Source organism: Actinomadura nitritigenes (assembly GCF_017573545.1).
In the GTDB taxonomy this organism is placed as follows: domain Bacteria; phylum Actinomycetota; class Actinomycetes; order Streptosporangiales; family Streptosporangiaceae; genus Spirillospora; species Spirillospora nitritigenes.
Window position 1 is genome coordinate 1 of record NZ_JAGEOK010000016.1, and the last position, 14,640, is coordinate 14,640.

Consider the following 14,640-nt stretch of genomic DNA (forward strand, 5'->3'; position numbering starts at 1 on the left):
AAGCCTACACCCCCCGCCCCAACACGAGGCTCTCCCGACCGGGCGGGGCGCCGCCCCGCGCGGCGCAGGCCGCCGCCGCGGACCACGCCCGAGGCCAGCCGCAGCCGCGGCTCGGCCCGGCCGGCGCCGCCCAGCGTCAGCTCCAGGCTCGCCACCGGCCCCTCGACGGTCCGCTCGGACGGCCCGTGCGGGCCGCCGCCGACCCGGACCTCGTCGCCGTCCGCGAGCATCACCCGCGCCACGGCCTCGCCGCTGGCCAGCACCGCGAGCCCCGACCGTCCGGACGGCCCGGCGACCGCGCACGCCGGCGGCCGGTTCCCGGCGCGGCCGGCCAGCGCCCGCGCGGCGCGGCGCACGAGCTCCGCCCCGTCGCCGCCCGCCTCCGAGACCTCCTGCAGCGCGGTCAGCAGCGTGTCCACCAGCGGCGCCGTCACCGCGTCGGGCGCCGCGCACACCAGCGACAGCTCGCCCTCCTGCGCGACGAGCCCGTCGCCGGGCAGCGGCCGCGCGAACGCCCGCGACCCGCCGCTCACAGCAGCCGTCCGCCGCGCAGCCTCCACCGCACGAAGAACACGCGCATGGGCCCGTTGAGGAACAGCCACTGGCCGAGCCACACGAACACGAACATCGTCAGGAACATCGATGCCGACACATGGTCTCCGACGCCGGGGACGAGCCCGGTGTTCAGCAGCAGCCACATGGCGGCGCCCTCCGGGACCATGGTGACCAGCCCGAAGAGCGTCGGCCAGTCCTTGTCCCAGCGGAACTGCATCAGCAGGTGGTACAGCAGCTCCCACGCCAGCCCCACCACCATCACGGCGAGGAGCATCAGGAACGCCGTCCGGTACGCCGCGCCGAGCGAGCCCGGCCTGCCCGGCAGCACCGGGACGACCAGCGCGGTCAGCAGCGCGCCGACCGTGGACAGCACGAAGATCCGCGTCTGCAGGCGTCCGGCGAGGGTGGGGATCACGGTGGGAGCTCCTGCGTGGGGAAGGCGTGGAGGGAGGCGGGGGCGGGGAGGGGAGCGGGGCGGGCGGCGGATCAGAGGGGACGGCCCCTCATCCACCTGATCCACTGGCCGGCCGACCGCACCGGGCCGAGCCGCGAGCAGAACCCGCGCCGGGCCAGGTCCGCGGCGATGTCCAGCGCCGCGGTCTGCATGCCGAGGAAGCTGTCGACGGCGGGGAAGTGGTTGCCCGCGGCGGCGGCGCCGGAGGCGTACAGCATCCCGCCCTCGCTCTCGGCGCCGAGCACCTCGAAGTGCTCGCCGACCGCGAGGCGGCCCGCGCCGTTGCGCCGCGCGCCGCCGTACTCCAGCAGGTCGGCCAGCACCCGGTGCTCGGGCATGTCGGCCTCAAGCCCGGTGCAGTCGATGATGAAGTCCGAGGTGTACCGGCCGAGGCGCCCGTCGTCGCTGCGGGTGAGCGACACCAGCCGCCCGTCCGGGGTCGGCTCGACCCGGTCCACCACGGCCTGGAACGGGTGGTACCAGCCGCCGGCGCGGCCCCGCCGCATCTGCTCCTGCCAGCGGCGCAGCCGCGGCGTGGTCGTCCCGCCGACGGCCTTGGACAGCGCGGCGCGCCGCTCGGGCCCGGCGCGCCGGAACTGCGCCTTCAACTGCCCGCCGAACGCCGACTTCGGCAGCGTGAACGCCTGGTAGGCCCAGCCGTCGCCGCCCTTGCGCCGCATCCACGGCCCCGAGCCGTGCACGCCGGTGACGAAGGTGCGGAACATGTGGACGATCTGCGTCTGCAGCCCGTACCGCTCCCGGTCGTCCATCAGCCGCTGCAGCACGCGGGACGCGACGATCCCGGCGCCGCGCACCACGACCACGCCCGGACGCGACTTCAGCGTCTCGTAGACGTGCTCGTGCGGCTCGTAGGCGTTGACGACGCGGTGGTAGTCGTTGTGGGTCTCGCGGAACTGCTGCAGGTCGGCCAGGAACTTCAGGCCGGGGTAGCCGACCGCCAGGTGCACGTACTGCGACCGCATCACGACCCGCTTGGTCGCGGACGTGCCGGGCGGCGGCGTCAGGACGGTGAAGTAGCCGCCGCCCGCGCGGCGCCGCACCATCCGCACCTGCCCCTTGGAGAGCATCTGCCAGTAGGAGATCCGGTCGGCCTCGCGGCGGACGGTCTCGAACACGGTGGCGGCGCGCGGGCTGAAGAAGTCGCTGAGGATCGGCTCGGTCAGCACCTGCCACAGCAGCTTGACCGACTTGTCCTGCCACGCCTCGTGCAGCGCGTAGGACGGGAAGCCCCAGATGTTGTCGGGCCGGGCGCCGGCGTCGGAGCGGATCCGCTCGCCCGCCGGCAGCTGCGACACCCGGGTCAGGTACTCCCACGACTGCCAGGGCGCGTCCCGGCTGGACAGCACCCGGAGGGCGCCCGCCGCGACCCCCTGGATCCGCAGGACGTCCACCAGCGTGAACGAGCCGAGCCCGCCGCCGACCGTGACCAGCGGCACGTCGTAGAGCGGGATGCCCGCGGACTGGACCTGCCGGTCGTGCCAGACCGGCGATCGGAGCAGCTCGGGTGTGAGGTCACCAGCTGGTCGGGCACCCTGCAACGACGTCCCCCGCGACAAGATCAAATGAATCGGCCGACACCCTATCCCAAAGCGGGCGCTCGGCAGGCGCGATCGCCGGGGCCGGAAGCGGCGCCGCCACGGGCGGGCGCGCCGTCGGCGCTCCCGGATTGAACGGCGCGACACGGGTATGCGCACCGACATGTCTGTATCGGCGGAGCGACTGCGTCAGGTGGGCAAGCTGGGACACGGCGAGCGCGCGAGGCGGGGCGGGACCGGGCAGGGCCCCGGCGGCGACGGGGAGCGGGGGACCGCGGCGCTGCGCCGCGACCTGGCCGACCGGGTGGACGGCGAGGTCCGCTTCGATCCCGGATCGCGGGCCGCCTACGCGCACGACTCCTCGAACTACCAGCAGCCGCCGATCGGCGTGGTGGTGCCCCGCACCGTCGAGGCCGGCGCCGAGGCGGTCGCCGTCTGCGCCGAGCACGACGTCCCGGTGCTGTCGCGCGGGGGCGGGACGAGCCTGGCCGGGCAGTGCTGCAACACCGCCGTCGTCATCGACTGGTCGAAGTACTGCCGCGACCTGGTCTCCGTCGACCCGGAGCGGCGGACGGCGATCGTCGAGCCCGGCGCGTGCCTCGACGACCTCAACGAGGCGCTGTCGGAGCACCGGCTGATGGTCGGGCCGAAGCCGTCCACCCACGACACCTGCACGATCGGCGGGATGATCGGCAACAACTCGTGCGGCGCGTCGGCGCAGGCGTACGGGAAGATGGTCGACTCGGTGGTCCGGCTGGAGGTGCTGACCTACGACGGCGTGCGGATGTGGGTCGGGCCGACCTCCGACGAGGAGTACGAGCGGATCCAGGCCGAGGGCGGCCGCCCCGCCGAGATCTACCGGGCGCTGCGCGCGCTCCGCGACGACGGCATGGAGCTGATCCGCACCCGCTACCCCGACATCCCGCGCCGCGTGTCCGGCTACAACCTCGACTCGCTGCTGCCCGAGAAGGGCTTCGACGTCGGGCGCGCCCTGGTCGGGTCGGAGTCGACGCTGGTCACCGTGCTGCGCGCGGAGATCTGCCTGGTGCCGGTCCCGCCGTTCGAGTCGCTGGCGGTGCTCGGCTACGACGACATCTTCGCGGCCGGCGACGCCGTGAAGCGCGTCCTGCCCTCCGAGCCGCTCGCGCTCGAGGGCATGGACGACACGCTCCTCGACCTCGCCAGGCAGGACAAGCTCGCCGGGCCCGCCGTCCTGAAGGACATGCCCGAGGGGTCCGGGTGGCTCATGGTCCGGTTCGGCGGCGACACCAAGGAGGAGGCCGACCGGCGCGCCCACGACCTCATCGAGCGGCTGGAGAACGAGCCGGACCCGCCGCACTGCACCTTCGTGCACGACCCCGCGCTCGAGGAGCGGCTCTGGAAGGTCCGCGAGGCCGGGCTCGGCGCCACCGCCTACCCGCCCGGGCACCCCGACACCCACGAGGGCTGGGAGGACTCGGCCGTCCCGCCCGAGCGGCTCGGCGACTACCTGCGCGACTTCCAGAGGCTCATCGACGAGTTCGGCTACGGCCCCGTCGCCCTCTACGGCCACTTCGGGCAGGGCTGCGTGCACACCCGCATCCCGTTCGACCTGGAGGACGAGAAGGGGACCGGCAACTACCGCAGGTTCATCGAGCGCGCCGCCCGCCTCGTCGTCGACTACGGCGGGTCGCTGTCGGGCGAGCACGGCGACGGCCAGTCCCGCGGCGAGCTGCTGCCGCTGATGTTCGGGGACGAGGTCGTCCGGCTGTTCGGGAGGTTCAAGGCGATCTTCGACCCGCGGGGGAAGATGAACCCCGGCAAGGTCGTCCACCCCTACCGCCTCGACGACAACCTCGACCACCTCGGCTACGACCCCGCCGAGCCGAGGACGCACTTCTCCTACCCCGACGACAAGCACCGCTTCACCCACGCGGCGGCCCGCTGCGTCGGCATCGGCAAGTGCCGCGCCTCGTCGGGCGGCGTCATGTGCCCGAGCTACCGGGCGACGGGGGAGGAGGAGCACTCCACCCGCGGCCGCGCCCGCATCCTGATGGAGATGATGCGCGGCATGCCGCAGGACGGCACGCCCGACCCGTCGGTCCCCGGGCCCGGCGGCGCCGCCGTTATTACCGACGGGTGGCGGTCCGATGACGTCCGCGACGCCCTCGACCTGTGCCTGGCCTGCAAGGGCTGCCGCAGCGACTGCCCCGTCAACGTCGACATGGCGACCTACAAGGCCGAGTTCCTGTCCCACCACTACGCCGGGCGGATCCGCCCGCCCGCGCACTACACGATGGGCTGGCTGCCGCTCTGGGCGAAGATGGCCTCGGTGGCGCCCGGCGCGGCCAACACCGCGCTGAACGTCCCCGGCCTCGACCGGGTGATCAAGCGGCTCGGCGGTATCGCCCCGCAGCGCGAGATGCCGCGGTTCGCCGCCGAGCGGTTCACCGACTGGTTCAAGCGCCGCCCGGCGCGCACCGGCGGCCGCCGGGTCGTGCTCTGGCCCGACACGTTCACCAACAACTTCCACCCGCACATCGCCAAGGCAGCCGTCCGCGTGCTGGAGGCGTCCGGGTACCAGGTGGAGGTGCCGCCGGTCCCGATGTGCTGCGGCCTGACCTGGATCTCCACCGGCCAGCTCGGCGTCGCGGCGCGCGTGCTGCGCCGCACCGTCGGCGCGCTGGCGCCGCGGCTGCGCGAGGGGATCCCCGTCGTCGGCCTGGAGCCCAGCTGCACCGCCGTCTTCCGCGCCGACGCGCCGGAGCTGATGGAGGGCGACCGCGTCGAGGACGACGTGAAACGGCTGCGGGACCAGACCCGCACCCTCGCCGAGCTGCTCGACGAGCACCAGGAGGAGTCCGGCGGCCCCTCGCCCGGCGCGTCCCACGACGTGGTCGCCGGGCTGGACCGGCCGAAGGTCCGCGCGATCGCCCAGCCGCACTGCCACCAGCACGCCGTCATGGGGTTCGGCACCGACGAGCGCGTCCTCGCCCGCGCCGGCGTCGAGGTCGAGACGCTCGACGTCGGGTGCTGCGGCCTGGCCGGCAACTTCGGCTTCGAGAACGGCCACTACGAGGTCTCGACCAAGATCGCCGAGCAGGGCGTGTGGCCCGCCGTCGAGGACGCCGGGCCCGGCACCACCGTGCTGGCCGACGGGTTCTCCTGCCGGACGCAGATCGAGGCGGGCACCGACGCCCGGCCCCGCCACCTCGCCGAACTGCTCGCCGACCTGCTGCCGGACGACGCCGGCCGGCCCTGAGGGCCCGCCGGCCGGCCCTGAGGGCCCGCCGGCCGCTGGTCGTGCCGTCCACGCGGGGGCCGGCGAAGCTCGTCACGCCCGCCGGGCTGCTGGAGGTCGACCCGTCCACCGCGCTGCGGACGGTCGACCGGACGCCGCTCAGCCGCGCGGCACGACCAGCGCCCACGACTTGACCGAGCCGTGGCCGTGCCAGGGCAGGTGGTCGGCGATGTGCCCGAACGACGAGCCCGCCTCGCCGTTCAGCAGCGTCACCTCCGTGACCGGCCCGGACGGCAGCCGCGCGCAGAACGTGAACGCCCAGACCGGGCGGTCCGGCAGCGCGTACCCGGTGAACAGCTCCTCGATCACGACCCGGGTCGGCGGGCGGTCCGCCATGGCGGACCGGTCGGCGTCGGTCAGGCCGCCGAAGTCGCGCATCGCGACCGGGCCGTAGAACACCTCCGCCTTCCGGTCGCCGCCCTCGATCGGCACCGCCGTCGCGTGCGCGGCGAGGTCGCAGGCGGGCAGCAGGGCGGCGGCGAACACCGGGAACACCGTGTGCGTCCAGCCGTCGAGCGCGTCGGTGGCCGGATGCCGGTCGCCGCCCGGCACGCCCACCGCCTGGTCCCAGGCGAACATCCCGCCGAAGCTCGGATGCGACACCCCGATCGGCAACTGGACGAGCCCGTTGTCCTGCGGCTGCGGCGCGGCGATCGCGATCCGCACGCCCGTTCCCGCCACGTCGACCTCCGCGCCGTCCGCCGACGCGGGCAGCGCGTGCCCCTCCGCCAGAAGCCCGGCGAGCAGTGCGGCGATGTCCTCCGCCCCCATGTCCATGATGATCACCGTAGCGGGGCGGAGGTGGAGGTACCCGCCGTTTCCCCGAACCGCGCCGGAGGCGGCGCGGCCGGTCAGGACGCCAGGGCGACGAGCTCCTCCAGGGTCGCGCCGAGCGGCGCGTCCAGGGTCACCAGCGCGTGCGGGTCGCCGCGCGTCGCGCCCCGGTTGACGATCGCCACGGGCACGGAGTGCCGCGCCGCGTGCCGCACGAACCGGTACCCCGACAGCACCGTCAGCGACGACCCGAGCACCAGCAGGGTCCCGGCGGACTCGGTCAGCGCGTAGCAGTCGCGGACCCGCGCGGGCGGCACGTTCTCGCCGAAGAAGATCACATCGGGCTTCAGCAGCCCGCCGCAGCGCGCGCAGTCCACCGTCCGGAAGGACGCGACGTCGGCGTCCGACAGCACCGCGTCGCCGTCCGGGTTGATCATGTCGGGCCGGGCGTCCCAGCCGGGGTTCGCGGCGCGCAGCCGCTCCTCCAGCCGCGTGCGCGGGGTGCGCTCGCCGCAGTCCAGGCACACCACCCGGTCGAGGCCGCCGTGCAACTCGACGACGCCGTCCGCGCCCGCCGCCTGGTGCAGCCCGTCGACGTTCTGGGTGATGATCCCCGCCAGCAGGCCGCGCCGCTGCAGCTCGGCGACCGCGCGGTGGCCCGCGTTCGGGCGGGCCCCGGCGATGTGCCGCCAGCCGAGATGGCTGCGCGCCCAGTACCGGCGCCGCGCCGCAGCGTCCCCGGTGAAGCGCTGGTAGGTCATCGGCTCGGCGCGCCGCCGCCGGCCGGTCTCGCCCCGATAGTCCGGAATGCCCGACTCGGTGGAGAGTCCCGCGCCGCTCAGCACCACCACGTCGCCGTCGGCCACCAGGTCCGCCAGCAGCGCCAGCCCGGGGACCGTTTCCGACCGTTCTTCTACAACCTGCGTCACCTCTCCATGGTGCACGACGGCGCGGTTGACCGTCCGTTCTGACAGGCGGTGACCGTCCGCCCGTGGTGAACCGGGCCGATCTTGACCGTGTTGACTGACTCCTGCCATGTACTGACGGGGATATGTGCAGGTCAGGTGCGTGAATGACGGAGTTCGAGCAACTTTCCACCAGGTGATGACCGAAGTCGGTCATGAGTGCTACGTTCCCCTGCGTGACCTCGAGCAAGCGACGCGCGCAGATCGTGTCCTCGCTGCGCACGAAGGGGGCGGCGTCCGTCAAGGAGCTGGCCGAGAGCCTTCAGGTGAGCGAGTCGACGATCCGCCGGGACCTGGACCTGCTGGACCGCAACGGTGAGCTCGTCCGCACCTACGGCGGTGCGGCGCTGACCCCGCGGGCGGCGGTGCCGGAGGTCTCCTTCGCGGTGTCGGCCGAGCACGACAGCGCCGAGAAGGAGGCCGTGGCGGCGCGGGCCGCCGCCCTGGTCGAGGACGACATGGTCGTCGTGCTCGACATCGGCACCAGCACCCGGCTGCTCGCCCGGCACCTGCGCGGCCGCCCGGTCACCGTGATCACCGCGAACCTGGCCGTGCTGGACGAGCTGCGCGACGACGAGGCCGTCCGGCTGTGCCTGCTCGGCGGCGTGGTCCGGCGCAACTACCTGACGCTGGTCGGGTCGCTGACCGAGACCGCGCTCCGCCAGGTGCGCGCCGACCTGGTGTTCCTCAGCTGCACCGGGGTCCGGCCGAACGGGCTCGTGGTGGACGACATGGAGGTCGAGACCCCGATCAAGCAGGCGATGATCGAGTCCGCCGACCGGGTCGTGCTCGTCGCCTCCGAGGCCAAGTTCCCCGGCACCGGCTCGCTGCGCGTGTGCTCCCTCGCGCAGGTCGACGCCCTCGTCACCACGGCCGGGGCCGATCCGAAGACTCTCGAGCTCTGCCGGCAGGCGGGCGGGAAGGTGTTCATCGCATGAAGCTGGCCATTCTCGGCGGCGGCGGGTTCCGGGTGCCCTACGTGTACCAGGCCCTGCTGCGCGACCACGGCACCCCGCGCATCGAGGAGGTCTGGCTGCAGGACTCCGACGCCGGCCGCCTCGAGGGCATGGCGGCGGTGCTGGCCGCGCTCGCGGACGAGGACGCGGGCGGCGCCGGCGCGGCGCCGAAGGTGTTCACCTCCACCGAGCTGGACAAGGCCCTCGAGGGCGCCGACTTCGTCTTCGCCGCGATCCGCGTCGGCGGGCTCGCCGGCCGGGTGTGCGACGAGCGGGTGGCGCTCGACCTTGACGTGCTCGGGCAGGAGACCACCGGCCCCGGCGGCCTGGCCTACGGGCTGCGCACGATCCCGGTGATGCTCGACATCGCGCGCCGGGTGAAGGCCCTCGCGCCGGACGCCTACGTCATCAACTTCACCAACCCCGCGGGCATGATCACCGAGGCGATGCAGTCGGTGCTCGGCGACCGGGTCCTCGGGATCTGCGACACCCCGTCGGGGCTCGGCACCCGCGTCGCCGCGGCGCTCGGCCTCGACCCGTCCCGCGTGCAGCTGGACTACGTCGGCCTCAACCACCTCGGCTGGATGCGCCGCATCCTGCACGACGGCGTGGACGTGCTGCCGCGGCTGCTCGCCGACGACGAGCTGCTCGGCTCGCTGGAGGAGGGCGTGGTGTTCGGCCGCGACTGGCTCCGCGACCTCGGGGTGATCCCGAACGAGTACCTGTACTACTACTACTTCAACCGCGAGGCGGTCCGCGCCACCCTCGACGCGCCCCAGACGCGCGGCGAGTTCCTGGCCAACCAGCAGGCCGCGTTCTACGAGCGGATCGCGGCGGCGTCCGGCGGCGCGGCGATGGAACTGTGGCGGGAGACGGTCGCGTCCCGCAGCGCGAGCTACATGGCGGAGATGAAGGGCGCCGACACCGGGAGCGAGCTGGCGGGGCACGCCGGCGTCGACCCGGTCGACGAGGGCTACGCCGGCGTCGCGCTGAGCGTGATGGCCGCGATCAGCCGCAACGAGCCCGCCACGATGATCCTGAACGTCCGCAACGGGACGACGGTGCGCGCGCTGCCCGAGGACGCCGTGGTGGAGGTGCCGGTGCTGGTGGACGCCGGCGGCGTGCACCCGCTGACGCTCGCGCAGCCCGACCTGCACCAGGCCGGCCTGATGCAGCAGGTCAAGGCCGTGGAGCGGCTGACGATCAGCGCCGCGCGGACCGGCTCCCGGGCCGAGGCGGCCAAGGCGTTCGGGCTGCACCCGCTGGTCGACTCGGTGTCGGTGGGGCGGCGGCTGCTGGACGGCTACGCCGCCCGCATCCCGGAGGTCGCGGCCGTGTTCGCGGGCGGGACGTGACGGGCGGCAGGCCGGCCGCGGCACCACCGCCCCTCCCGGCCCGTACCCCACCCTGTTTTGTCCTGACAACCGGTCATCCTGGTCTCATCTCTGACGGCCCTCGTGAGGAGGCGCAATGACAGCAGGAACCCTGCGCGGGGCTCCGGCCGCCGGCGAGGACGGCACCGCCGCCGCCCCGCCCGCCGCCCCGTCCGGCGGCGAGACCGGGGCCCGCGGCCGCCCGCCCGAGCCCTCGCTGGCCGACCCGTGCGCCGAGCGCGGCGCGGTGACCGAGCGGCTGCTGGCGGAGCGCGCGGACGGCGGCCAGGGGCCGGCGCCCGACCTCGACGTGTTCCTGTCCGGCCAGGTCTTCATGGACATGATCTTCACCGGGCTGCCCGGCCTGCCGCCGCCCGGCACCGAGCTGTTCACCGACGGCCTCGGCTCGGCGCCCGGCGGCATCGCCAACATCGCGGTGGCGATGAGCCGGCTCGGCCTGCGCGTCGGGCTCGCCGCCCCGTTCGGCGACGACCTGTTCGGCGCCTACCTGTGGCGGACCCTCGCCGAGCAGGAGGGCGTGGACCTCGGCCACTCCCGCCGCGTCCCCGCCTGGCCCACGCCGGTCACGGTGTCGCTGGCCTACGACTCCGACCGCAGCATGGTCACCTACGCCAAGCCCGTCCCGGACATCGGCTCCGCCGACGGCCCCTACGAGGAGGTGCTCGGGTCGGCGCCCCCGTCGGCGCGGGCCTGCTTCATCGACATCGAGCGGCCGGTGCCCGCGTGGGCGCGGGACATGCGCGCCACCGGGACCACGGTCTTCGCCGACCTGGGCTGGGACGCCACCGAGACCTGGTCCAGCGAGGTGCTGGACCGCCTCGAGCACGTGGACGTGTTCCTGCCCAACGCGGTCGAGGCGATGGCCTACACCCGCACCGCCTCGCCCGAGGCCGCAGCCCGCGCCCTGTCGGAGCGCGTCCCGGTGGTCGTGGTCAAGCGCGGCGGCGCCGGCGCGATCGCCATCGACGCCCGCAGCGGCGAGGTCGCCGAGACCGACGCGCTCCCGGTCCGGGCGCTGGACGCCACCGGAGCGGGCGACGTGTTCGGCGCCGGGTTCCTGTTCGGCACCCTCGCCGGGCTCCCCCTGGACGAGCGGCTGAAGTTCGCCAACCTGTGCGCGGGCCTGTCGGTCCGGCACCGCAGCGGCTCGCTCGGCGCCCCCTGCTGGGGGGAGATCGCCGCGTTCGGCGAGTCCGGCGAAGTCCCCGAGGAGGTCCTCGAACCGTACGCGTTCGTCGTCGACTACATTCCCGACTCGGCGACCGACACCGTCGTGCGCGCCGAGCCGACGCTCCGCGACGACCTGCAGCACTCGTCCTGACCGATCGTCCCAGCCCCCCCGCCCCACCCCAGGACCCGTACCGGCCCCCGGGCCGGCACGGGACAGCAGCACAGAAAGGAGCCGCAGGAATGCCGACGCTCATGAGACGGAGCACGGTCGCCGCGGCGGCGGCCCTGGTGACCGCGCTCGCCGCCGCCTGCGCGCCGGGCTCGTCGGACGACAAGCCGGCGAGCAAGGCGCCCGCGGCGGTCAGCACCGACGTCGCCAAGGCCGGGAACGTGACCCTCACCGTCTGGGACCAGGAGGTCCAGGGCGGGCTGAAGGAGCAGATCGAGAAGCTCAACGCCCAGTTCGAGGCCAAGTACCCGAACGTCAAGATCAAGCGGGTGTCGCGCTCCTTCAGCGACCTGCAGAAGACGCTGCGGCTCGCGCTGTCGGGCAGCAACCCGCCCGACGTCGTCGAGGCCAACCAGGGCTACGCGTCCATGGCCCAGTACGTCAAGGACGGCATGCTGCTGCCGCTCGGCGCCTACGACCAGGCGTACGGGTGGTCCAAGCGGTACCCGAAGGGCCTGCTGGACCTCAACAGCGTCACCAAGGACGGCAAGCTCATCGGGTCGGGCGACCTGTACGGCGTCTCACTGAACGGCGAGATCGTCGGGCTCTACTACAACAAGGAGAAGCTCGCCAAGCTCGGCATCCAGCCGCCGAAGACCTGGGACGAGTTCGAGCAGGCGCTCGCCACCGCCAAGGGCAAGGGCGAGGTGCCGATCGCGTTCGGCAACCTGGAGAAGCTGCCCGCGATGCAGCTGTACGGCATCCTGCAGGACGCCGCGACCGGCAAGGAGGCCGTCCGCAAGCTGGTGTTCGGCAGCGGCGGCTCCTGGACGGACGCCTCCAACGTGCAGGCCGCGCAGAAGCTCGCGGACTGGGCGAAGAAGGGCTACCTCACCAAGGACTCCAACTCGGTGAAGTGGGACGACACCCCGGTGAACTTCGCCAAGGGCGAGGGCGTGTTCATGTTCGGCGGCACCTGGTGGGCGCCGGACCTCAACGACCGGATGAAGGACAAGGTCGGCTTCGCGCTGCCGCCCGCGCCGCAGGCGGGCGCGCCCGTGGCGACCATGGGCGGCGAGAGCCTGCCGTGGTCGATCACCTCCAAGTCCAAGCACGCCGACGTCGCCGCCGCCTACATCAACTTCATCACCTCCCCGGAGGCGATGAACGTGGCGGTGCAGACCGGCAGCCTTCCGGTGCTGCCCGCCTCCACGCAGCCGGACAAGCCGCTGATGAAGGAGGTGTCGACGGCCTGGGCCGAGCTCAGCAAGAACGACGGCACCACCCCCTACATCGACTACACGACCCCGACGTTCACCGACGCGTTCGGCGGTCCGCTGCAGGGCCTCGTGGCCGGCAAGAAGTCCGCCCAGGAGGCCATGAAGGCGGCCCAGGACGACTACACCGCCTTCCAGAAGAAGAAGTAGTGACGACCGGCCCGGCGTGACCGCCGGCCCCGCCGCCGCCCCGGCACCCCCGGCGCGGCGGCGGGGCACCGGCCGACCCCCGCGCGGAACGCGAGGGCGGCCCGCGCCGACGAGGTGACAGCGAGGAGCGCGCAGATGACGACCGTCGCGCGGCAGAAGACCCCCGAGCCGGGGCCCGAGGCGTCCGGCTCGAGCAACGCGCGGCCCGCAGGCCGCCGGGCCAGGTCCCGGCCGCCGGGCGAGCCCCGCTCCGTCGGCTGGCTGTACGTGCTGCCGGCCCTGGCGGTGTACGGGGCGTTCCTGCTGTGGCCGCTGGTGCGGGGAGTGCAGTTCTCCCTCTACCACTGGGACGGCATCGGCCAGGCGACCTGGGCGGGGCTGTCCAACTACACCGCCACCTGGACCGACCCGACGCTGCGCGGCGCGTTCGGGCACCTGCTGCTACTGATCGTGTTCTACGCGATCCTGCCGTGCTGCATCGCGTTCGTGCTGGTGGCCATCATGTCCCGGACGAAGATCCGCGGCCTGACGTTCTTCCGCACCGTGCTGTTCATGCCGCAGGTCATCGCGATGGTCGCGGTCGCGGTGGCGTGGCAGTGGGTGTACTCCACGCACGGGCCGGTCAACACCGTCCTCGGCTGGCTGCACGACCTCGGGCTCCCCGACTGGCGGCACGGCTGGCTCGGCGACTTCACCTTCGCGCTGCCCGCCATCGGGCTCGTCGGCACCTGGGTGGAGATCGGCCTGGCGCTGGTGCTGTTCCTGGCCGGCGTGCAGAAGATCCCGCGGGAGCTGTACGAGGCGGCGCGGATCGACGGCGCCGGGGCGGTCCGGGAGTTCTTCACCGTCACCCTGCCGGGGCTGCGCCGCGAGCTGTCGGTGGCGCTGACGCTCACCACGATCATGGCGGTGCGCAACTTCGACCTCATCTACATGGCCACCGCCGGCGGGCCGGGCGACTCCACGAAGGTGCCCGCCTACGAGGTCTACAACCGGACGTTCAACACCGGCGAGGTCGGCCTCGGCTGCGCGATCGGCGTCACCCTGGCCGTGCTGGCGTTCGCGGTCACCGCGGGCATCGGCCGCCTCGTCGAGGGGAGGGGCGAATGAGCAGGCGCTACGAGCGGATCCTGAACCACGCCGTGCTGGCGCTGTTCGCGGTGATCGCCCTGTTCCCGATGATCGGCATCGTCGCGCAGGCGCTGCGGCTGCCCGGGGACCTGTCCTTCGACACCTTCCGGGTGGCCTGGAGCGAGGGCCACTTCGCCGCCTACCTGCGCAACAGCGTCATCGTCACCGCCATCACGGTGGTGCTGGCCAGCGTCTTCTCGATCATGTCCGGGTACGCGCTCGGCGTCATGCGGTTCCGCGGCGCGGGGGCGGTGTTCCTGCTGTTCCTGGCGGGCCTGACCATCCCGACCGAGGCCGTCGTCGTGCCGCTCTACTTCGACCTGCGCTCGGCCGGGCTGGACAACACCTACGCCGGGCTGATCCTGCCGCAGGTCGCCATGTCGGTCGCGTTCGGCACGTTCTGGATGCGCGCCTACTTCCGCAGCGTCCCGCCCTCGCTGATGGAGGCGGCCCGGATGGACGGCGCGTCGAGCTGGACGACCCTGTGGCGGGTGCTGGTGCCGGTCGGCCGGCCCGCCATCCTCACCATGGTCGTGCTGATCACCATGTGGACCTGGAACGAGTTCCTGCTGCCGCTGGTGATCGTCAATTCCGACGAGGGACTGCGCACCGCGCCTCTGGGGCTCTCGTTCTTCCAGGGCGCGCACAAGACCGACTATTCGCTGCTCATGGCGGGCGCGCTGATCATCGCCGCGCCCATCGTGATCGTCTATGTCTTCCTGCAACGGCGGTTCATTGCAGGGATGCTCTCGGGGGCCATCAAGGAGTAGGGAGTCCGGGGCCGCCCCCCAGCGGCCCCGCAACGGAAC

Annotated in this window: 11 protein-coding genes and 1 pseudogene; 7 read left to right on the forward strand and 5 right to left on the reverse strand. The window is 73.3% G+C overall.

Annotation, left to right across the window (positions count from 1 at the left end; translation table 11 throughout):
* The 3 genes and pseudogenes from J4557_RS24745 to J4557_RS24755 form a co-directional block, all read right to left on the reverse strand.
* Positions 1-533 (reverse strand): annotated as a pseudogene (locus J4557_RS24745) (hypothetical protein); the annotation flags it as partial.
* Positions 530-970, reverse strand: coding sequence for a hypothetical protein (locus tag J4557_RS24750; protein ID WP_208269129.1), 441 nt, complete (start codon positions 968-970; stop codon positions 530-532). The gene J4557_RS24750 and the pseudogene J4557_RS24745, both read right to left, overlap by 4 nt.
* Before the next feature lie 71 nt (positions 971-1,041).
* Positions 1,042-2,568 (reverse strand): hypothetical protein, encoded by a 1,527-nt coding sequence (locus J4557_RS24755; RefSeq protein WP_208269130.1) that lies wholly within the window; start codon positions 2,566-2,568, stop codon positions 1,042-1,044.
* Between the two features lie 190 nt (positions 2,569-2,758).
* Here J4557_RS24755 and J4557_RS24760 point away from each other — a divergent pair, with 190 nt between their 5' ends.
* Positions 2,759-5,806 carry an FAD-binding and (Fe-S)-binding domain-containing protein gene (locus J4557_RS24760; protein ID WP_307800180.1) on the forward strand — a complete coding sequence of 1,016 codons (3,048 nt, stop codon included), beginning with the start codon at positions 2,759-2,761 and terminating at the stop codon, positions 5,804-5,806.
* A gap of 138 nt (positions 5,807-5,944) precedes the next feature.
* Here the strand turns inward: J4557_RS24760 and J4557_RS24765 are convergent, their stop codons facing one another.
* Both J4557_RS24765 and J4557_RS24770 read right to left on the reverse strand, forming a co-directional pair.
* A complete protein-coding gene (locus J4557_RS24765) occupies positions 5,945-6,622 on the reverse strand; it encodes a hypothetical protein (RefSeq protein WP_208269132.1) in 678 nt (225 codons plus the stop codon).
* A 74-nt stretch (positions 6,623-6,696) separates the two neighbouring features.
* A complete protein-coding gene (locus J4557_RS24770; RefSeq protein WP_307800181.1) occupies positions 6,697-7,548 on the reverse strand; it encodes an NAD-dependent protein deacetylase in 852 nt (283 codons plus the stop codon).
* Between the two features lie 212 nt (positions 7,549-7,760).
* Here J4557_RS24770 and J4557_RS24775 point away from each other — a divergent pair, with 212 nt between their 5' ends.
* From J4557_RS24775 to J4557_RS24800, 6 genes are all read left to right on the forward strand, one after another.
* Positions 7,761-8,522 (forward strand): DeoR/GlpR family DNA-binding transcription regulator, encoded by a 762-nt coding sequence (locus J4557_RS24775; protein WP_307800182.1) that lies wholly within the window; start codon positions 7,761-7,763, stop codon positions 8,520-8,522.
* Positions 8,519-9,895, forward strand: coding sequence for a 6-phospho-beta-glucosidase (locus tag J4557_RS24780; protein WP_208269135.1), 1,377 nt, complete (start codon positions 8,519-8,521; stop codon positions 9,893-9,895). Before J4557_RS24775 ends, J4557_RS24780 begins: the two co-directional genes overlap by 4 nt.
* Positions 9,896-10,010: 115 nt before the next feature.
* On the forward strand, positions 10,011-11,255 hold the full coding sequence (locus J4557_RS24785) for a carbohydrate kinase family protein (protein ID WP_208269136.1): 1,245 nt from the start codon (positions 10,011-10,013) through the stop codon (positions 11,253-11,255).
* A gap of 89 nt (positions 11,256-11,344) precedes the next feature.
* The gene (locus tag J4557_RS24790; protein WP_208269137.1) at positions 11,345-12,700 is read left to right on the forward strand and encodes an extracellular solute-binding protein; all 1,356 of its coding nucleotides are present in this window, start codon (positions 11,345-11,347) and stop codon (positions 12,698-12,700) included.
* A 135-nt stretch (positions 12,701-12,835) separates the two neighbouring features.
* Positions 12,836-13,810 carry a carbohydrate ABC transporter permease gene (locus J4557_RS24795; RefSeq protein ID WP_208269138.1) on the forward strand — a complete coding sequence of 325 codons (975 nt, stop codon included), beginning with the start codon at positions 12,836-12,838 and terminating at the stop codon, positions 13,808-13,810.
* Positions 13,807-14,601, forward strand: coding sequence for a carbohydrate ABC transporter permease (locus J4557_RS24800; protein WP_208269139.1), 795 nt, complete (start codon positions 13,807-13,809; stop codon positions 14,599-14,601). Before J4557_RS24795 ends, J4557_RS24800 begins: the two co-directional genes overlap by 4 nt.
* Positions 14,602-14,640 lie beyond the last annotated feature (39 nt).

Coding starts and splice junctions, on each gene's coding strand:
- J4557_RS24795 (WP_208269138.1), top strand. CDS start 12,836: ATGACGACCGTCGCGCGGCAGAAGACCCCCGAGCCGGGGCCCGAGGCG.
- J4557_RS24785 (WP_208269136.1), top strand. CDS start 10,011: ATGACAGCAGGAACCCTGCGCGGGGCTCCGGCCGCCGGCGAGGACGGC.
- J4557_RS24765 (WP_208269132.1), bottom strand. CDS start 6,622: ATGGACATGGGGGCGGAGGACATCGCCGCACTGCTCGCCGGGCTTCTG.
- J4557_RS24790 (WP_208269137.1), top strand. CDS start 11,345: ATGCCGACGCTCATGAGACGGAGCACGGTCGCCGCGGCGGCGGCCCTG.
- J4557_RS24800 (WP_208269139.1), top strand. CDS start 13,807: ATGAGCAGGCGCTACGAGCGGATCCTGAACCACGCCGTGCTGGCGCTG.
- J4557_RS24780 (WP_208269135.1), top strand. CDS start 8,519: ATGAAGCTGGCCATTCTCGGCGGCGGCGGGTTCCGGGTGCCCTACGTG.